Source organism: Duganella sp. GW821-FHT07G03, from assembly GCF_059418605.1.
Genome location: NZ_JBWKQE010000025.1, coordinates 1 through 19,494, shown reverse-complemented (window position 1 = coordinate 19,494; position 19,494 = coordinate 1). Strand labels below are relative to the sequence as shown.

Here is a 19,494-nt window from a genome sequence, read left to right as displayed (position 1 = left end):
CCACATGAAAGCTCATCACCGTTTCGCATTGGCGCTGGCCGGCGCCTTGCTGCTCACTAATTTGCCGGCCAACGCCGCCAGCCTGGCCGAACGCTACGACGCGCTGCGCGCCGAACAACCCAAGCTGCAACTGCGCGACGCCGCCAGGACGCTCAATGTGTCCGAGGCCGAGCTGCTGGCGGTCGGCATCGGCAAGTCCGTCACGCGCTTGCGGGAAGGTGAGAACGTGCCGCGCGAAATCATGCGCCGCGCGCTGGACCTGGGCACCGTCATGGCGCTGACGCGCAACGACAACGGCGTGCTGGAACGCACCGGCGTCGCCACCCGCCTCAAGCCGCAAGAGGAAATTGTCGGCCTCGACGCCGACAAGGAAAAGGAACGCGAAGCTCGCCTGCGCAACATCGCCGGCGGCTACCTGGGCGGCGAGATCGACCTGCGCTTCACCTTCAAGAACTGGAAGTACGCGTTCGCCGTGGTCCAGCCGGGCAAGGATGGCGTGCTCACGCGCAGCCTGCAATTTTTCGACACGCATGGCAACGCCGCCCACAAGATCTACGTGAAGAGCGAGGCCGGCGTGCCGGTGTTCGACCAGCTGGTGGCCGAGTTCCGCAACCCGGTGCAGAGTGCTGAACTAAAGGTGGCGCCCGCGCCAGCCAAGGCGGCCGAGAAGCCGGACAGCGCGGTCGACATCAAGGAATTCCAGCTGGCGTGGAACGAGCTGAGCGATGTGCACCAGTTCAACCGCCTGCTGACCGAGTTCGGCGTCTCGCGCGAGCAGGCGATGCGGCTGGCGCCGGCCAGCGCGGTGCAGCGCGTCACGCCGCTGGCGGTGCGCCAGTTGCTGGAAGAATCGGCCAAGCAGAAACTGGACATCATGGCCTTCCTCGGCAATGAATCGACGATCCAGATCTACAGCGGCAAGGTCAACAAGGTGCAGGAGGCGGGCGGCTGGTTCAACGTGCTGGACCCGGACTTCAATCTGCACCTGCGCGACCAGGCCTTCAACAGCGGCTACGTCATCAAGCGCGCCGGCGTGACGTCGGTCGAGTTCTTCGACCAGAACGGCGAACTGGTGGTGAGCTTCTTCGGCGTGCGCGAGCGTAACAAGCCGCAGCCGCAAAGCTGGGTGGACATGACGGCCGCGCTGCCCAAGCCGGATAGTGCCGCACGCCAGGCCAGCCGCTGATTGCTTTATTATTAATGTTTCGCTATGCTGGGTCTCCATCGAAAACCAGGAGAATTTCATGTGGACCCATGTATCAAGCATAGAAACCAGCGCCACGCCGGCGCAGGTCTGGGCGATGTTCTCGGATGTCGCCGGCTGGAAGCGCTGGAACGCCGGCATCGTTAACATCGAACTGCACGGCCAGTTCGCGGAAGGTACCAGCTTCACGATGCAGGTGCCGGGCGACGACATCTTCACCAGCACCCTGCGGGCGGTGCGCGAGAACCAGGAGTTCACCGACGAGACCGTTGTCGACGGCAATCGCGTGCTGGTGTTTCATCGCATTGAAGCGCTGCCGTCGGGCCGGACGCGCGTCAGCTACAGCACCGAGATCAGCGGACCGAAGGAGGCCGAGTTCGGGCCGATGGTGGTGGGCGACTTTCCCGAAGTATTGAACGCCTTGAAGCGCCACCTTGAAATCCCTGCGGCGGAAGAACGCTTGCGGCTGGCCATGCTGGCCTCGGACGTGCAAGAGCTGGACCTGATCCTGGCCGACGACCTGCTGTTCACCAACCACATGGGGCAGATCGTCAGCAAGCCACAGGACCTGGAGCTGCACCGCTCCGGCACGCTGCGCTTCCGCAGCGTTGAAACGGTCGAGCTGCAAGTGCTGGGCAATGCGGCGCTGCCGATGACCTCGATCTGCGTCAAGCTCGACGGCTCATACGGCGGACAGGACTTCGAAGCCCTGCTGCGCTTCACCCGCATCTGGCGGCAGGCGGACAACGGCCAGTGGCAGTTGGTGATGGTCCACAGCAGCGCGGTGGTGTAGCAGGCGTTGTCGATCTCGACAAATGAGCAAACTTTGGCGGAACTTGCATGCCAAAAGCGACGTGTTGCTTTTCGCTCCGGACAAAAGTAACGGTTGATTTTTCAACCGGACGATGTCAAATTGAATATATTAATAAATCTATACGGAGCCCGGCATGAAATTGCTGCCTATCGCCAGTCTGCTCGTCGCCGCATTGTTGGCCGGCCCGGCCGGCGCCGATGAAACCTGCAACTCGCCCTACATGTCCAACCTGATCAAGGGCCAGGAAGACTACGTCCAGGTCTGGACGCTGGGCATCAAGGGCATCGGTGACGGCAACGACAAGCTGGTCACGATCGACGTCAACCCGGCCTCGCCACATTACGGCAAGGTGATCAACAAGCTGTCGGTGCCGGGCCGTGGCGACGCCCACCACGTCGGCTTCACCGAAGACCGCAAATACCTGTGGGCCGGCCGCCTGCAGGACAGCAAGATCTTCGTGTTCGACGTCGGCACCGATCCAGCCCACCCCAAGCTGGTGAAGACCATCAATGACGTGGTCGACAAGAGCGGCTTCGTGGGCCCGCACACCTTCTACGCGCTGCCGGGCCGGATGCTGGTCGGCTTCCTGTCGAACCCGCACGACATGGGCGGCGCCACCGGCATGGCGGTGTACAACAACAAGGGCGACGTGGTGGCCAGCTATCCCAACCCGACCGGCAAGATCGGCGACGTGCAGGGCGACGGCTACGGCTACGACCTGGCGATCAATCCCGCCCGCAACGCCATGCTGAGCTCCAGCTTCACCGGCTACAACAACTACCGCACCGACTTGGGCAAGTTGATCAAGGACCCGGCGGCGATGCAAAAATTCGGCAACACCATGGTGCTGTGGGACTTCAAGGCCATGAAACCGCTGCAGATCTTCAGCACCCCCGGTGCGCCGCTGGAAGTGCGCTGGTCGCAGGCGCCCGGCGACAATTGGGCGATCACCGCCACCGCGCTGACCTCCAAGCTGTGGCTGGTCAAGCCCGACGCCAGCGGCCGCTGGCAGGCGCGCGACGTTGGCCCGATCGGCGATCCGGCCAGCACGCCGCTGCCGGTCGATATGTCGATCACGGCCGACGGCAAGGGCTTGTGGGTCAACACCTTCATGGACGGCAAGACCCGCTTGTTCGACCTGAGCAATCCGGAAGCGCCGCGCCAGGTCTATGAAAAAGTCACCGGCAAACACGTCAACATGGTCAGCCAGAGCTGGGACGGCAAGCGCCTGTACATCACCACCAGCCTGCTGGAACACTGGGACCTGGACAACGACGACCATTTCATCAAGCTCTTCCATTGGGATGGCAAGGAGCTGTCCCAGCAATGGAAGATCGACTTCTACAAGGAGAAGCTGGGCCGTCCGCACCACATGAAATTCAGCGCCAAGCCGGCCCCCAATGTGGCGTCGTCGCGCTGATTTTTGGCCGCTGCTGCTGGCGCCGCTGCTGTTGAGCGGTACCGATGCGGCGCCGCCGGTGGCCGCGCCGTCGCAGTTGATCGTGCCGGCGGCCGGCAGCTACACCTTGCCGGTGATCCAGCCGGGGCCGCGCGGCGTGGTGCTCGATAGCGACGCCCGCGATGTGCCGCTGGAACGCTACACCACTGGCCGCGTCACGCTGCTCAACTTCATGTACACCTATTGCAGCGATCCGGTCGGCTGCCCGGCGCTGTTCTCAGCCTTGCACGATCTGCGCGAGCGGATGCTGGCCACTCCCGCGCTGGCGCACGGGGTGCGGTTCGTCAGCATCTCCTTCGACCCGGTCAACGACACGCCGGAAGCCATGAAAAGCTACGGCGGCGCGCTGGCGCTCCCGAGCCAGCCGCTGCGCTGGCATTTCCTAACGTCGCGCTCGGTGGGCCAGTTGCAACCCATCCTCGACGAACTGGGACAGAGCACCTCGGTCCAGCTCGACAACCAAGGCAAGCCCACACGGCTGTATTACCACCAGGTCAAACTGTTCCTGCTCGACCGGCAGGGGCGGGTGCGCGAGATTTATAGCCCGGCCTTCCTGCAGCCCGAGCTGATCTACCGCGACATCCAGACCCTGCTGCTGGAAAATCAGTAGTGCCGGGTTAAGCGAGCGCGGCCCGGCCCAGTGCCGGATCGTCGGTGAAGAAACCGTCCAGGCCGGTGGCGATGTAGCGCTTGATTTCGGCGATCGAGCCGGCCTCGTTGCGCGCGGCGTCGCCGGCGTTGTTGCGGAAGTCCGCCGCCAGGAAATGGTTCTCCGGACGGAAGGTCCACGGCTCCACCCGCAAGCCCGCCTTGTGCGCATCGTCCACCAGCGAGCTTGGCTGGTCCAGGCTGCCATCCTTCTTCAGCGGAATCAACGAGCGCGTCGGCGGCGCCACCACGTCGGCGTACTGCGCGATGTCGCGCAGGCCGGCCGGCGTGCACATCTGCGCGAAGGTCAGCGTGCCGCCGGCCTTGGCCACATCCATCGGCCGCACGTTCTCGCCGATCACCAACTGCATCAGGCGCAGATTGGCGCGCTGGCCCAGCTTGCCGCGCATGTATTTCAGGTTGGCCACTTCGAACGACTGGATCTCGACCGGATTGCGGCGCGTGTAATCGTGCGCGGCCAGGATGGACAGGAAGCGGTCCTCCAGCGGCAGGCCGACGCTGGCGAAGTAGGTCGAATGCTTCAGCTCAGGCACCAGGCCGATGATGCGGCCGCGCGCCGCCGCTTCCGCCGCCGTGAAGTCGATGATCTCTTCAAACGTCAGCACCTGGAACATGCCGTTGTACTGCACGCTGCCGGGACGGAACTGCGGCAGGCGTTCGACCGCGCGCAAGGTCTTCAGTTCGGCCAGCGTGAAGTCGTCGACGAACCAGCCTTCGTGGGTTTCGCCGTCGATGGTCTTGCGGGTCTTGCGGCTGGCAAATTCGGGATGGCTGGCGACGTCGGTGGTTTCGCTGAGGAAGGCTTCATGGCGCGCGACCAGCACGCCGTCCTTGGTGCTGCACAGGTCCGGCTCGATGTAGTCGGCGCCGTCGGCGATGGCCTTTGCATACGAGCCCAGCGTGTGCTCGGGACGCAGCGCGCTGGCGCCGCGGTGGCCGAACACCAGCGGGGTTTTCGGGCCGGCGCCGACCGGGCCGACGCCCGGCATGCCGGACAGGTCGGGCGTGGCCGCCGCCAGCACCGAACCCGGCAGGATTAGCGTAGCGCCGGCGGTCAGCGCCGCCGCCTGGATGAAGCCGCGCCGCGACAGGCGTTTAGGCAAATAAAGATTGTTCATCAGAAGTCAGCCATCAAAGTCAGGAAGCCCTGACGTGGTGCGATCGGGAAGGTATTGTAAGTCCCGCTGGCCGCGCCGACCACCACGTTCAGGCTGCCTACGCGATTGGCCAGGTTGCTGACGTTCAAACGATAGCGCGCATTCTTCACCCAGCTGTTGTTCAGGAACGGCAGCTTGCCCGATACGCCCAGGCTCATCAGGAAGTAGCTCGGCACGTCCAGGTCGTTGGTGTAGGTGGCGTAGCGCTTGCCGACGTAGTCGCCGATCAGCTGGAACTCGGTGTCGGCCACGGTCGCGGTGGCGACGAATTTGTTCATCCACTCCGGGCTGCCCGGCACAGCCTTGCCGGCGGTCTGCACGATGTCCTTGCCGTTGCTGTAGTTGTCCGAGTAGGTCGAACGGTTGAACGACAGCGCATCGTAGAACGAGAACATGCGGCCGAAATGCAGCGTGCCGGAGATGTCGATGCCGTCGGTCTTGACGCTGCCGACGTTGGCCAGCACCGGATTGCCGCCGATGATGGAGGTGATCACCGGGGTCGGGCTGATGGTCAGCAGGCGGTCCTTGAAGTCGACGTGGTACAGGTTGACCTGGCCGTCGATGGCCTTCAGCGGACCGAGGTCCAGCTGGTGGCTGGTGCGCATGCCCAGTTCGTAGGTGATCGAGGTCTCAGGCTTGGCGCTGCTCTTGAACAGGTCGAACGCTGCCTGGCTTGCCAGGCTCCACGGCGACGCACCGCCGCCGCCGTAGGTGACGAACTGGCGCATGTTCTTCTGCACGTTGACGAACATCTGGTCTTGCGGGGTGATGTCCCAGCGCGCGCCGACCTGTGGCAGGAACCATTTCTTGGTGATGATCTCGCCCACCGGCAGGGCCAGCGAACCGTTGGCGATCGCGCCCTTGGCCGGCTGGACCGGGAACTGGCCGTCGGCAAATTGCAGGCTGGACTTGAAGCCCGCCTGCAGCGCCAGGTCGTTGCGCAGGTGCCATTCATCCTGCACGTGGAACTGGACGACCTTGTTGTCGATCTCGCTGCCGTACTGCGTGATCAGCGGATTGCTCGGGCGGTCGTATGGCGAGCTTGGATTGTTCACGTCCAGCGCGTACCAGCGGCGGTAGGCCGACGAACGGTTATGCTCCAGCCACAGGCCGCCTTGCAGCTTGTGGTTGCCGAACTCGCTGGTCAGGGTCGACAGCCAGCCGTTGCGGTTGATCGCGTACTCGGTGGTGCGGGTGGCGTAGCCGGAGTTGCCGAACACCTGCTTCAGGTTCTGGCCAGGGAAGTAGACCGCGAACAGGCCAGGCAGGCCGGCCACGCCGATCGGGCCGGCCACCACGCCGACGCCGTCGTCGTTGTGGTAGTAGACCTGGTTGGACCAGGTGGTCGACTCGCCGATGTTCATGTCGTACTTGGCGTAGGTCAGGTAGTCCTTGCGCTGGGCGTCGCTGTAGTAGTTGCGGTAGTTGTTGCCTTCGGCCGCAGGCGTGGCGCCGGTCGGCGACAGGTAGGCCAGTGCGGTCTGGAAGTTCGGGTACATGAACGGACGGGTGTAGGGCTGGTACTTCTCGGCGGCCGAGCGCACGGTGGCGTCTTCGTTCGGCTCGATCTTGTCCGAATAGTTGAAGTACAAGGTCAGCTTGCCGGCGTTGCCCTGGTTGATGTACTTGGCGTTGACCTGGTCGCCGCCCTGGCGGCCGTTGAAGTCCCAGGCCTTCTGCTCGTGGTGGACGGCCGAGATGTAGGCGCTGTTGCCGTTGCCGAAGTCGCCGGTGTCGTAGCGCAGGAAGGTGCGCGAGGTGCTGTGGCTGCCGACGGTCTGCTGCGCGGCCAGGTTGCGGCTGCGCTGCGGATCGCTGGAGAAGGTCTCGATGGTGCCGCCCAGGTTGCTGGTCGAGGCGGTCGACAAATCGCCGGCGCCGGACGACAGGATCACGCTGCCGACGTTCTCGCTGATGACGGCGCGCTGCGGCGACAGGCCGTTGTAGTTGCCGTACTGCTGGTCGCCCAGCGGCACGCCGTCCATGGTGTAACCGAGTTGCGGGCCGCTGAAGCCGTGCACGAACAGCGACAGGTTCTGCTCGTTGTTGCCCCAAGGGTCGGCGGTCTGGAAGCTCACGCCTGGCAAGGTTTCCAAGGCTTTCAAAGGATTAATCCCTGGCAGGATTTTCTGCATATCGCCCTTGGTCAGCGCGACCGACGAGCGGGTTCTGCGGGTGGCGATCTCAATCGTGGCGACCGGCGCTGCGGCGGCCGCTTCGGCTTCCGTAGCGTGGCCTTGCGCGGCGGCCGCGGGCGCATCGGCGGCCATGTCGGCCACGGCGGCGGCGACGTTGGCGGCCATCGCCAGCATAGGGAAGCTCAGCGCGGCGAAGCACACTGCGGATAATTTCTTGTTCATGATCTGCCTTGGATACCAGTTGGAGGAATTGGAAACTTTGCGCATGATAGGTACCGAGTGTTACCGGGTGATGACGCCGGTGCGATACACTGCTGGTTGGAAATAATGAGAGGATCGCGATGCGCAAACTTTTGATGCTGGCGCTGCTGGGCTTGCTAGCCCAGCTGGCTGGTTGCTACACGGTGAATCAGGCGGGGCTGGGCAACTTCATCACGCAGACCGTACAGCCGGGCATGCCGCTGGACCAGGCGCTGGTGCGCATGCGCGCCGAGGACTTCAACTGCAATACCAGTTCGGCCGGATCGGTGACGATCTGCACCCGCAACCAGGAGCGCTTGCTGCGCGGTTCATGCCTGGAGCGGGTCGACCTGGTGCGCAGCGCCACGTCCACGCAGACGCTGGGTGCGATCGATGTGATGGAAATCCGTTGCACCAAGTTCTGAGGTGCGAGGGTCAAGTCTGACATTCGGACACGAGCTTAACTGTAGATTCCGAAATGGATGACTTCGTGTCCGAATGTCAGACTTGACCCCCACTGTTAAAAAACGCGCCGGACGGGATCGTCGGGCGCGTTTTTTGAGGAGTAGTAGGCGGTTTAGTGTTTTACTTCGCCGGCCGGGATCAGCGCTTCGACCGGTGCGTCGGTGGCGAACAGCTGGGCGCAATCGACCTTGTCGTAGTCGTAGTGCTGGCCGCAGAAATCGCAGTTGACGCCGACGTGGCCGAGCTCTTCCAGCACGCTGTCGACTTCCGGGCGGCCCAGCATCTTCAGCATATTGCCGACTTTCTCGCGGGTGCAGGTGCAGTGGAAGGACGGGTGCAGCGGCTCGAACACGCGGATCGTCTCTTCCCAGAACAGGCGCTCCATCAGCACGTCGATGGTGGTCGACAGGATCTCTTCCTGCTTCAGGGTCGAGCCCAGGATCACGGCGCGGTTCCAGGTTTCCAGCGCTTCGTCCTCGGTCAGCGGCGTCGTCTCGACGGCGGTCGTGCCGCCGTGGTAAGGCAGCTTTTGCAGCAGCAGGCCGCGCGAGACGTTGTCGTCCGCCGCCAGCCACAGCTTGGTGTCCAGCTGTTCCGAACGCAGCATGTAGTTTTCAATGACGGTGCTGACGTCGTCGCCGTCCAGCGGCACGATGCCCTGATACGGCTGCTGGCCCGGCATCTTGTCGGCCGGGTCGAGCGTGATGACGAAGCGGCCCTTGCCGCTCGCGTTCAGCAGCGACGGCAGCGTGGCGTCGTCGGCGATCACCGCGTCGGAGGCGAGCTTGGCGGTGGCGCGCAGATGCAGCTCGGCGTCGCACTCGACCACCAGCAGGTTCACCGGACCGTCGCCGTGGATCTGCATGATGATGGTGCCGTTGAACTTCAGGTTGGCCGACAGCAGCGCGGCGGCGGCCACCATCTCGCCCAGCAGTTTCTTGACCGGGGCAGGGTAGGCATGGCGCGACAGCACCTCGCGCCAGGTGGCGGAAATGTCGATGAATTCGCCACGCACGGAGGCGTTATCGAAGATGAATTTTTGCAGGGTGTCCTGGCCGATGATGGGGGTGATGCTCATGTTTTATCCAATCTTTTTGAGTTGCGTCTTGAACAGTTGGCCGCGTTTGACGTAGCTGTCGGCGCTGGCGAGCAGGCGCGCCGTGTCTTCGTCCGTCAGCGTGCGCACGGCCTTGGCCGGAGAGCCGATGATCAGCGAGTTGTCCGGGAATTCCTTGCCTTCGGTGACCAGCGCGCCGGCCCCGACCAGGCAGCCCTTGCCGATCTTGGCGCCGTTGAGGATCACGGCCTGGATGCCGATCAGGGCGCCGTCGCCGATGGTGCAGCCGTGCAGCATGGCTTGGTGGCCGATGGTGACGTTCTTGCCCACCGTGAGCGGGTAGCCCATGTCGGTGTGCATGACCGTGCCTTCCTGTACATTGCTGTTTTCGCCGATGGTGATGCGTTCGTTATCGCCGCGCAGCGTCGCACCGAACCACACCGAAGTGTTGGCGTGCAGGCTGACCTTGCCGATCACTGTGGCAGTGTCGGCAACAAATGACGATGCATCGATTTCGGGCGCATGTTCGCCCAGTTGATATATAGACATTGGAAACCTTGCTTAGTTGAGCTGAAAGTGCTGAATGCAGCGCTGATGAGCGGTGGGATGGTGCTATTTTACGCTTGAGCGGCTATCGAACGGTCGTGCTATTATTTTACTTCATCGCCAGCAAGCAACTGATATTGCGCCGGCTTACGCATTTTCAAGGACCATCATGACCTTCACTTCGTCTCGTTCCGAATTCCTGACCATCCGCGGCCTGCGCTGCCACCTGCGCCACTGGGGCCGGGACGGCGCGCCCAAGATCTTCATGCTGCACGGCTGGATGGACGTGGGCGCCTCGTTTCAGTTCGTGGTCGACGCCTTGCAGGGCGACTGGCACGTGATCGCGCCGGACTGGCGCGGCTTCGGCCTGTCGCAGCGCTGCGGCACCGATACCTACTGGTTCCCCGACTATCTGGCCGACCTGGACGCCATCCTGCGCCACTACTCGCCGGACGAGGCGGTCAACCTGTTGGGCCACAGCATGGGCGGCAACGTGGTCGGCATCTACGCCGGCGCGCGGCCGGAGCGCATCCGCAAGCTGATCAACCTGGAAGGCGGCGGCCTGCGTTCCAGCAAGCCGGAGCAGGCGCCGGGCCGCTACGCCAAGTGGATGGACGCGCTGCTGGAGCAACAGGAAATGCGCAACTATCCGTCGCAGGCCGCCGTCGCCGCGCGCCTGCAAAAGACCAATCCGCGCTTGAGCGATGAGCGCGCTGCCTTCCTGGCGCAACACTGGTCGGCGCAGAACGATGCGGGCGAATGGGAAATCCTCGGCGATCCCGCCCACAAGCAACCTGGTCCGTTGCCCTACCACGTCGAGGACATCATGGCTTGCTGGAGCGCCATCACGGCGCCGACGCTGTGGGTGGAGGCCGAACAGACCAATATGTGGACCTGGATGGGCGGCGAGCAGGAAGGGCGCGCCGAGCTGGAACGTCGCCTTGGTCATTTGCGCGACGTTGAGTGCAAAGTACTGGCCGATGCGGGCCATATGCTGCACCACGACCAGCCGGAGGAACTGGCGCACCTGATCGAAGCCTTCCTGGCGCGCTAGCAGAGGAATCGGCAGGAAACGCTTGCCAAGGCTTTGCGTATTTGGCATGATTAAACACATGACCTCTTATCCGACCATCTTGCCAACCCGCCGCCACGTCGCTTCCGACGCTGGCGCTGCCGCGTTTGCCGGTCGGAGCCTGTCCGCCGTCTCCATTATTCGAATTATTCAGGGTCGCTGAGCTGCGGCTGCGCCGGTGCTCGGCGCCCCCAGCCCATCACGCGGCTGAGCCGCATTCCCTCGAATATTCTATGGAGCAGCACCATGACCCAACTCTATCCTTCGCTGGCCGAGATCCGCGCTACCGCCCGTCGTCTGGAAGGCAAAATCCTTGAAACGCCGGTGTGGCGCTGGCAGACCGGCGTCGTCGAACAGCAGTTTGCCGGCGGCGAAGTCTGGCTCAAGCTGGAGCTATTTCAAAAGACCGGCACCTTCAAGCTACGCGGCGCCATCAACTGCATCGAAGCATTGGATGAGCCGGCGCGGCAGCGCGGCATCGTCGCCGTCAGCGCCGGCAACCACGCGATCGCCGCGGCTTACGCCGCCAAGCTGGCCGGGTGTAGCGCCAAGGTGGTGATGCCGCAGCACGCCAGCCCGGCCCGCATCGCGGCGTGCCGCGACTTGGGCGCCGAAGTGCTGCTGATGCCCGACGTACACCAGGCGTTCGCGCGCGGGCGCGAGATCGAGCGCGACGAGGCGCGCACCATGCTCCATCCCTACGAGGGACCGCTGACGGCGCAAGGCACGGCGACGGTCGGCCTGGAGCTGATGGCGCAGGTGCCTCAGCTCGACGCGGTGGTGGTGCCGGTGGGCGGCGGCGGTCTGTGCGCCGGCATCGCCGCCGCCGTCAAGCAGATCAATCCGGCCTGCGCGGTGTACGGCGTGGAGCCCTTCGGCGCGGACGCGCTTTACCGCAGCTTCGCCTCTGGTCAGCCGGAAGCGCTGGAGCGGGTCGACACCGTGGCCGACAGCCTGGGCGCGCCGTATGCGATGGCCTACAGCTTTGGCGTCTGCCGGCGCTTCGTCAACGAGGTGGTGCGGGTGACCGACGACGAGATCTGCCTGGCCATGCTGCATCTGTTCCGCGACGCCAAGCTGGTGGCGGAACCGGCCGCCGCGGTGGCGACGGCCGCTCTGTTCGGACCGCTGCGCGAGCGGCTGGCGGGCAAGCGCGTGGCGCTGCTGGTGTGCGGCTCGAACATCGATCCGGTGCGCTTCGCCGAGCTGCTGGCGCGCGGCGCGCGGGTCCGTGGCACCGGCCTTGATGTGGCGATGGATGGCTTTTGCGCAGGCAGCGTACAATGATCACTTCATTGCCGTAACCATAGAGCCATATGTTGAAAGTCGATCTGCACTGCCATTCCAACGTTTCCGACGGCGTCCTCGCGCCGGCCGCCGTGGCGCAACACGCGCGCAAGGCGGGGGTGGACGTGTGGGCGCTGACCGACCATGACGAAGTGGGCGGCATTCCGGCCGCGCGCGTCGCCGCGCAGGAGCAGGGCATGCGCTTCGTGACCGGGGTCGAGATCTCGATTACCTGGGCCAACGAAACCGTGCACATCGTCGGCCTGCAGATCGATGAAAACAATGCCGGGCTGGTCAACGGCCTGGCCCGCACCCGCTCCGGCCGCGACAACCGTGGCCGTGAGATCGCCAACCAGCTGGACAAGGTCGGCATCGCCGGCGCATACGAGGGCGCGCTCAAATATGTCGGCAATCCCGACCTGATGTCGCGCACGCACTTTGCCCGTTATCTGGTGGAAATCGGCGCCTGCGCCAATATTCCCGACGTGTTCAAGAAGTACCTGTCCGAAGGCAAACCGGGCTACGTACCGCATTGCTGGGCCAGCCTGGCCGATTCGGTCAACTGGATACGCGGCGCCGGCGGCGTGGCCGTGATCGCCCATCCGGGCCGCTACAAGTTCAGCCAACTGGCCCAGGGCCAGTTGTTCGACGAGTTCAAGCAGCTGGGTGGCACGGCGATCGAGGTGGTCACCGGCAGCCACACGCCGGAGCAGTATGCGGTGTACGCGCAGTTGGCCAATAGCTACGGCTTCCTGGCTTCGCGCGGCACCGATTTCCATGCGCCGGGCGAGTCCCGCGTCGATTTCGCTCTGCTGCCGCCGCTGCCGGCCAGCGTAACCCCCGTCTGGCACGACTGGTTTTAGAAAATGACCTCTAAGCGGTAGATTACCGCGTCGATTACCGGCGCGATGTAATAGCTTGTATCTTGAATTTGCGTTGGCACGGTCCTACCTTATTATTTGGGCAAATTTTGTCCGTACCGGAGACCTCTAATGAAACGCATCGTCCTGTTTATCGCCACCAACCTCGCCGTGATGCTGGTGCTGTCCATCGTCCTGTCGCTGCTGGGCATCGGCCGTCCGGGATCGGGCAACACGCTGCAGCTGGGCAGCCTGCTGGCGTTTTCGCTGGTGGTCGGCTTTACCGGCGCCATCTTCTCGCTGCTGATCAGCAAACCGATGGCCAAGTGGTCGACCGGCGCCCGCGTGATCGCCACGCCGTCGTCGTCGACCGAGCTGTGGCTGGTCAACACCGTCAAGGCGCTGTCCGAGCGCGCCGGCATCGGCATGCCGGAAGTGGCGGTCTACGACGGCGAAGCGAACGCCTTCGCCACCGGTGCGTTCAAGAATTCGGCGCTGGTGGCCGTCTCCACCGGCCTGCTGGAAAACATGAACCGCGACGAAGTGGAGGCCGTGCTGGGCCACGAGGTCGCCCACATCGCCAACGGCGACATGGTGACCATGACTTTGATCCAGGGCGTGGTGAACACCTTCGTCGTGTTCCTGGCGCGCGTGGTCGGCTTCTTCGTTGACAACATGCTGCTGAAAAATAACGATAGCGAACGCCGTGGCCCCGGCATCGGCTACATGGTGACGGTGTTTGTGTGCGAAATCATCTTCGGCCTGGCCGCCTCGCTGATCGTGGCCTGGTTTTCGCGCCAGCGCGAATTCCGCGCCGACGCCGGTTCCGCCAAGCTGCTGGGCAGCAGCGTGCCGATGCAACACGCGCTGGCGCGCCTGAACGGCATGGAGCCGGGCGCCTTGCCGCAGTCGATCGCTGCGTCCGGCATCACGGCCGGTAGTGGCTGGACGGCATTGTTTTCTACCCATCCACCGTTTGAGCAGCGTATTGCCGCCCTGCGTAGCGTACAATCCTAACCGTTAATAACAGCGGCCGGCAGCAAGCCCCGGCAGCGGCCATATGAGTCAATTTTTCCAGGTTCACCCCGTCAATCCGCAGCCGCGCCTGATCAAGCAGGCGGCGCAGATTGTGCACGACGGCGGCATCGTCGCCGTGCCGACGGACTCCTGTTACGCGCTGGTTTGCCATCTGGACGACAAGGCTGCCGTCGAACGGCTGCGGCGCATCCGCGGCATCGACGAGAAGCACCACCTGACCTTGCTGTGCCGCGACCTGAGCGAGATCGGCGTCTACGCGCGGGTCGACAATCGCCAGTTCCGCCTGCTCAAGGCGGCCACGCCGGGGCCGTTCACCTTCATCCTGGAAGCGACCAAGTGCGTGCCGCGCCGGCTCAGCCACCCATCGCGCAAGACCATCGGCCTGCGGGTGCCGGAAGACGCCATTGTCCACGCCTTGCTGGAAGAATTGCAGCAGCCTCTGCTGGGCACGACCCTGATCATGCCGGGCGAGACCGATGCGCTGAACGACGCCGACACCATCTGCGAGCGGCTCGGCAAGCAGATCGAGCTGATCATCGACGGCGGCGCCTGCAGCCTGGAGCCGACCACGGTGATCGACCTGAGCGGGACGGGCGCCGAACTGGTGCGCCAGGGCAGGGGCGACGCGGCCATGTTCGGGCTGTAAGCCTGGCCTAAGCCTGGGCTGTCATTGTCAGGCTTTCAATTGGGCACGTGCGCCGGCCCTCGACGGCGCAGCAAGAGCACTCCGTAGCCTCTGGTAAAATCCCCCTCATGAACGAAACCGACAGTATTATCCAGACCATCGCGGTCTACCTGATCCCTGTTCTTTTTGCAATTTCCCTGCATGAAGCCGCACACGGATACGTCGCCCGCTATTTTGGCGACCCCACCGCCGCCAATGAAGGCCGGCTGAGCCTCAATCCGCTGCGCCACATCGACCCCTTCGGCACGGTGATCCTGCCGCTGATCCTCAGCCTGCTGCACCTGCCGGCGCTCGGCTACGCCAAGCCGGTGCCGGTCGACTACGGCCGCCTGCGCAATCCGAAAAAGCAGATGGCGCTGGTGGCGGCGGCCGGCCCGGCGGCCAACTTCGCCATGGGCCTGGCCTGGATGGCGCTGTGGGTGGTGCTGACCTACGCGCTGAGCGTGCCACAGGACGACTTCTTCATCGAGATGAGCAAGGCCGGCATCGGCGTCAATTCGGCCATGTGCATCTTCAACCTGATTCCCTTGCCGCCGCTCGATGGTGGCCGCATCGTCACCGGCATCCTGCCGTTGCCGCTGGCCCGCAAATACGCGCAGATCGAGCGTTATGGCATGTATGTGTTCATCGGTCTGATCCTGATGATGCAGTTTGGTATGCTGACCGGTTTCCTGATCGGCGGCATGCACATCTTGCAGAGCATTTTCCACGTGCTGTTGTACCCCCTTATTTTCCTTCTTAGCTGAGCCTGACTATGTATCCCGATCGTGTTGTATCCGGCATGCGCCCCACCGGCGCCATGCACCTGGGCCACTACCACGGCGCCTTGAAGAACTGGATCAAGATGCAGTCCGAGCTGCCGTGCCTGTTCTTCGTGGCCGACTGGCACGCGCTGACCACGCATTACGACGATCCATCCGTCATCGAGCGCAGTACCTGGGAGATGCTGGTCGACTGGCTGGCAGCCGGCGTCGACCCGTCGCAATCCACGCTGTTCATCCAGTCGCGGGTGCCGGAGCACGCCGAGTTGCACCTGCTGCTATCGATGGCCACGCCGCTGGGCTGGCTGGAGCGGGTGCCGACCTACAAGGACCAGATCGAGAACCTGTCCAGCAAGGACCTGGCCACCTACGGCTTCCTAGGCTACCCGCTGTTGCAGGCGGCCGACGTGCTGATCTACCGCGCCAGCCAGGTGCCGGTGGGCGACGACCAGGTGCCGCATATCGAGATGATGCGCGAAATTGCGCGACGTTTTAATCACTTGTACGGCAAGGAAAAAGGCTTCGAAGAAAAGGCGCAAGAGGCCGTCAAGAAGCTGGGCAGCAAGCGCGCCAAGCTCTACAACGAACTGCGTACCGAATACCAGCAGGACGGCAAGGACGAGGCGCTGGAGCAGGCCAAGGCCATGCTGGACGACGCCCAGAGCCTGTCGATGGGCGACCGCGAGCGTCTGTTCGGCTATCTGGAAGGCAGCCGCAAGCTGATCCTGGTCGAGCCGCAAGCCCGCCTGACGGTCGCCTCGCGCCTGCCGGGACTGGACGGCCGCAAGATGTCCAAGAGCTACGGCAACGCCATCGCGCTGCGCGAGGACAAAGCCTCGGTGGAAAAGAAAATCCGCACCATGCCGACCGACCCGGCGCGCGTGCGCCGCACCGACGCCGGCGATCCGGCCCGTTGCCCGGTCTGGCAGTTCCACCAGGTGTATTCCAACAACGATACCCAGGAATGGGTGGTAAAAGGATGTAAATCCGCCGGCATCGGCTGCATCGAATGCAAGCAGCCGGTGATCGACGCCATCGTCAAGGAACAGGAGCCCATGCACGAGCGCGCCCAGCAGTACCTGGACGACCCGTCGCTGGTGCGCGCCATCGTCGCCGACGGCAACGACGCGGCCCGCAAGCTGGCGCTGGAAACCATGCGCGACGTGCGCGAAGCGATGGGGCTGGCCTACACATGAGCGACCTGACTTCTCCTTGGGTGCGGCGTTACGCGCCGCTGATACCGGGCGGCGAAGTGCTGGACCTCGCCTGCGGCAGCGGCCGCCACTCGCGCCACCTGGCGGCGCTGGGCCACGCCGTGGTGGCGGTGGACCGCGATGCCGAGGCGCTGGCCGCCGCGGCGGGACCGGAAATCATCACCAGCGCCATCGACCTAGAAGAGGCGGGCGCGGCCTGGCCGTTCGGTCCGGATCGATTTGCCGGCATCGTGGTCACAAACTACCTGCATCGTCCGCTAATCGCAGACATGCTGGCCAGCCTGGCGCCGAATGGCGTGCTGATCTACGAGACCTTCGCGGACGGTAATGCGCAGTTCGGCAAGCCCTCGAATCCCACCTTTTTGCTGCAAGCCGGCGAACTGCTGGAATGGGCGCTCACCCACGGTTTGCGGGTGGTGGCCTTCGAGGACGGCGTCATCGATACGCCAAAAGCTGCCATGGTGCAACGTCTATGCGCCGTGAAGCCTGATTTCCCCCGCGTGGCGGCACTTTTACCGCCATTTTGACGGCCGATTTGTCGCCCTGAATGCACCATATGAGCGGCCTATCGTCTACAATCGTTGTTTTAATACTTTATGCAGTGGTTACCTATGATTAAGGGCAGCATAGTAGCAATCGTCACCCCGATGAACGCAGACGGCAGTCTGGACTTCGAGGGTCTGAATCAGCTGATCGACTGGCACATCGCCGAAGGTACGGACAGCATCGTGATCGCCGGTACCACCGGCGAATCGGCCACCGTGAGCGTGGAAGAGCATTGCGCGCTGATCAAGGCGACCGTCGCCCACGCCAAGGGCCGCATCCCGATCATCGCCGGCGCCGGCGCCAACTCGACCGCCGAGGCGATCAAGCTGACCCGTTTCGCCAAGGAAGCCGGTGCGGACGCCACGCTGCAAGTGGTTCCCTACTACAACCGTCCTACCCAGGAGGGCATGTACCAGCACTTCAAGGCCATCGCTGAAGCGGTGGACCTGCCGGTGATCCTGTACAACGTGCCGGGCCGTACCGTTGCCGACATGAGCAACGAGACCATCCTGCGCCTGGCGCACATCCCGAACATCGTCGGTGTGAAAGACGCGACCGGCAACATCGGCCGCGGCTACGACCTGCTGCGCCTGGCGCCGAAATCGTTCGCCGTGTATTCCGGCGACGATCCGACCGCGATGGCCCTGATGCTGGCCGGCGGCGCCGGCAACATCTCCGTCACCGCCAACGTCGCCCCGCGCGACATGGCCGACATGTGCGAAGCTGCCATCGCCGGCAACATCGCCAAGGCCGTGGAGCTGAACAATAAAATGTTCCCGCTGCACCAGAAACTGTTCATCGAGCCGAATCCGGTGCCGGTCAAATGGGCGCTGGCGGAAATGGGCAAAATGCCAGCCGGCATCCGTCTGCCGCTGGTGCCGCTGGCGGCCGAATGCCACGAAGCGGTACGCGCGGCCCTGCGAGAAGCCGGCGTGCTGTAAAAACCTTAGCAACAAGCCCCGACTTCGGTTCGGATCATCCCTGATTTGCTGCTTTTCAGCTTCTTAAACAGTAACGACATGACTATTCGCAAGACAGCTTCTATTTCCTCGCAGCGCGCCGTTGTAGTTGGCGCATTGATGGCCAGTTTGACCGGTTGCGGCATGATCAGCTCCGTAGTCGGTAATGATAAAGTGGATTACAAGTCCGCCAAGAAGGCCAGCACGCTGGACGTGCCGCCGGATCTGACGCAATTGCAGAAAGATAACCGCTACTCGCTGCCTGATTCGAACAACGGTGTCGCCACCGCTTCCGGCTACAACGCTTCCAAGGGCATCGTCAGCGGTCCTGCCGCCATCATGCCGGGCACGCCTGCCGCCGGTACCGTGGTGCCGACCAGCATCAACGATATCAAGGTCGAGCGCGACGGCAACCAGCGTTGGCTGGTGATCAAGCAGACGCCTGAGCAACTGTGGCCGCAGCTGAAGCAGTTCTGGGAAGATTCGGGCTTTGTGCTGGGCAAGGAAAACGCCACCGCCGGCACCATGGAAACCGAATGGAATGAAAACCGCGCGAAGATCCCGCAAGATTTCATCCGCAACACCATCGGCAAGGTGTTTGACTCGGTGTATTCGAGCGGCGAGCGCGACAAGTTCCGCACCCGCATCGAACGCCGCGCCGACGGCGCCAGCGAGATCTACATCAGCCACCGCGGCGCCCAGGAAGTGGTGACCGGCGCCCAGAAGGAATCGACCACCTGGACTCCGCGTCCCAACGATCCGGGCCTGGAGGCTGAATTCCTGGCGCGTCTGATGACCAAGCTGGGCAACGGTGCGGAGGTGGCGCAAGCCAAGACCGCCATCGATACCGCCATTGTGCAACCGCAGCATGCATCGCTGGTGGGCGCTGGCGCCGACCGCGCCGTGCAGGTGGACGAGGGCTTCGACCGCGCCTGGCGCCGCGTGGGCCTGGCGCTGGACCGCGCCGGTTTCACCGTCGAGGACCGCGACCGTACCCAGGGTACTTACTTTGTGCGTTACGTTGACGATGCCACCGAAACCAAGGGTTTCTTCGGCAAGCTGTTCAGCTGGGGTTCGTCGTCGGAAGCCGATAAGGAAGCGCAGCGCTATCGTATTTCGGTTAAAGCCGGCGCGGGTAATAGCAGCACCGTTACCGTGTTGAGCAATGCCGGTAAAACGGAAGCCACGCCAGTCGCTGATAAGATCCTGACGCTGCTGCACGAGCAATTGAAGTAAAGCGTTTCACAAAATAGAAAACCGGCTACTAGCCGGTTTTTTTTATTGGGGGTCAGTTCCGGCATCGTGCCACGCGTGGCACGATGC

At 63.6% G+C, this 19,494-nt stretch carries 19 protein-coding genes; 15 read left to right on the top strand and 4 right to left on the bottom strand.

Translation table 11 applies throughout. From position 1 onward, the window contains the following. Positions 1-4 precede the first annotated feature (4 nt). From AC07OK_RS25305 to AC07OK_RS25290, 4 genes are all read left to right on the top strand, one after another. Positions 5-1,186 carry a hemin-degrading factor gene (locus AC07OK_RS25305; protein ID WP_494692854.1) on the top strand — a complete coding sequence of 394 codons (1,182 nt, stop codon included), beginning with the start codon at positions 5-7 and terminating at the stop codon, positions 1,184-1,186. A gap of 58 nt (positions 1,187-1,244) precedes the next feature. Beyond that, positions 1,245-1,997, top strand: a complete 753-nt coding sequence (locus tag AC07OK_RS25300) for a DUF4440 domain-containing protein (protein ID WP_494692853.1) — start codon at positions 1,245-1,247, stop codon at positions 1,995-1,997. A 154-nt stretch (positions 1,998-2,151) separates the two neighbouring features. Continuing rightward, entirely contained in the window at positions 2,152-3,438 is a 1,287-nt protein-coding gene (gene mtoX / locus AC07OK_RS25295) for a methanethiol oxidase (RefSeq protein WP_494692852.1), read from the top strand. Further along, positions 3,419-4,087, top strand: coding sequence for an SCO family protein (locus tag AC07OK_RS25290; RefSeq protein ID WP_494692851.1), 669 nt, complete (start codon positions 3,419-3,421; stop codon positions 4,085-4,087). Before mtoX ends, AC07OK_RS25290 begins: the two co-directional genes overlap by 20 nt. 7 nt (positions 4,088-4,094) lie before the next feature. On the opposite strand, the gene AC07OK_RS25285 is transcribed toward AC07OK_RS25290, so the two are convergent. Both AC07OK_RS25285 and AC07OK_RS25280 read right to left on the bottom strand, forming a co-directional pair. Beyond that, entirely contained in the window at positions 4,095-5,135 is a 1,041-nt protein-coding gene (locus AC07OK_RS25285; protein ID WP_494692917.1) for a glycerophosphodiester phosphodiesterase, read from the bottom strand. 128 nt (positions 5,136-5,263) lie between these two features. Next, positions 5,264-7,663 carry a TonB-dependent receptor gene (locus AC07OK_RS25280; protein WP_494692850.1) on the bottom strand — a complete coding sequence of 800 codons (2,400 nt, stop codon included), beginning with the start codon at positions 7,661-7,663 and terminating at the stop codon, positions 5,264-5,266. A 119-nt stretch (positions 7,664-7,782) separates the two neighbouring features. On the opposite strand from AC07OK_RS25280, the gene AC07OK_RS25275 reads away from it, so the two are divergent. Further along, a complete protein-coding gene (locus AC07OK_RS25275; protein ID WP_217941917.1) occupies positions 7,783-8,106 on the top strand; it encodes a hypothetical protein in 324 nt (107 codons plus the stop codon). Positions 8,107-8,258: 152 nt separating this feature from the next. On the opposite strand, the gene hslO is transcribed toward AC07OK_RS25275, so the two are convergent. Further along, a complete protein-coding gene (gene hslO / locus AC07OK_RS25270; RefSeq protein WP_494692849.1) occupies positions 8,259-9,224 on the bottom strand; it encodes an Hsp33 family molecular chaperone HslO in 966 nt (321 codons plus the stop codon). A gap of 3 nt (positions 9,225-9,227) precedes the next feature. Beyond that, positions 9,228-9,752: a gamma carbonic anhydrase family protein gene (locus AC07OK_RS25265; protein ID WP_494692848.1), complete on the bottom strand. Its 525-nt coding sequence runs from the start codon at positions 9,750-9,752 to the stop codon at positions 9,228-9,230. Between the two features lie 166 nt (positions 9,753-9,918). Here AC07OK_RS25265 and AC07OK_RS25260 point away from each other — a divergent pair, with 166 nt between their 5' ends. The 10 genes from AC07OK_RS25260 to bamC all read left to right on the top strand — a co-directional run bounded on the left by AC07OK_RS25260 (position 9,919) and on the right by bamC (position 19,407). Further along, complete coding sequence (locus tag AC07OK_RS25260) at positions 9,919-10,803, top strand: alpha/beta fold hydrolase (protein ID WP_494692847.1); 885 nt, start codon at positions 9,919-9,921, stop codon at positions 10,801-10,803. A gap of 264 nt (positions 10,804-11,067) precedes the next feature. Next, positions 11,068-12,108, top strand: coding sequence for a threonine ammonia-lyase (locus tag AC07OK_RS25255; protein ID WP_494692846.1), 1,041 nt, complete (start codon positions 11,068-11,070; stop codon positions 12,106-12,108). 29 nt (positions 12,109-12,137) lie between these two features. Beyond that, entirely contained in the window at positions 12,138-12,971 is an 834-nt protein-coding gene (locus AC07OK_RS25250; protein WP_494692845.1) for a 3',5'-nucleoside bisphosphate phosphatase, read from the top strand. A gap of 129 nt (positions 12,972-13,100) precedes the next feature. After that, positions 13,101-13,985, top strand: coding sequence for a protease HtpX (gene htpX, locus AC07OK_RS25245; RefSeq protein WP_494692844.1), 885 nt, complete (start codon positions 13,101-13,103; stop codon positions 13,983-13,985). A gap of 43 nt (positions 13,986-14,028) precedes the next feature. Further along, complete coding sequence (locus tag AC07OK_RS25240; RefSeq protein WP_217941910.1) at positions 14,029-14,652, top strand: L-threonylcarbamoyladenylate synthase; 624 nt, start codon at positions 14,029-14,031, stop codon at positions 14,650-14,652. A 107-nt stretch (positions 14,653-14,759) separates the two neighbouring features. Beyond that, positions 14,760-15,437, top strand: coding sequence for a site-2 protease family protein (locus tag AC07OK_RS25235; protein WP_494692843.1), 678 nt, complete (start codon positions 14,760-14,762; stop codon positions 15,435-15,437). Between the two features lie 8 nt (positions 15,438-15,445). Beyond that, the gene (locus AC07OK_RS25230; RefSeq protein ID WP_494692842.1) at positions 15,446-16,648 is read left to right on the top strand and encodes a tryptophan--tRNA ligase; all 1,203 of its coding nucleotides are present in this window, start codon (positions 15,446-15,448) and stop codon (positions 16,646-16,648) included. Beyond that, entirely contained in the window at positions 16,645-17,193 is a 549-nt protein-coding gene (locus tag AC07OK_RS25225) for a class I SAM-dependent methyltransferase (protein WP_494692841.1), read from the top strand. Before AC07OK_RS25230 ends, AC07OK_RS25225 begins: the two co-directional genes overlap by 4 nt. 84 nt (positions 17,194-17,277) lie before the next feature. After that, positions 17,278-18,153: a 4-hydroxy-tetrahydrodipicolinate synthase gene (gene dapA / locus AC07OK_RS25220; protein WP_494692840.1), complete on the top strand. Its 876-nt coding sequence runs from the start codon at positions 17,278-17,280 to the stop codon at positions 18,151-18,153. 138 nt (positions 18,154-18,291) lie between these two features. Then, on the top strand, positions 18,292-19,407 hold the full coding sequence (gene bamC, locus AC07OK_RS25215) for an NlpB/DapX family lipoprotein (protein WP_494692839.1): 1,116 nt from the start codon (positions 18,292-18,294) through the stop codon (positions 19,405-19,407). Positions 19,408-19,494: the final 87 nt, after the last annotated feature.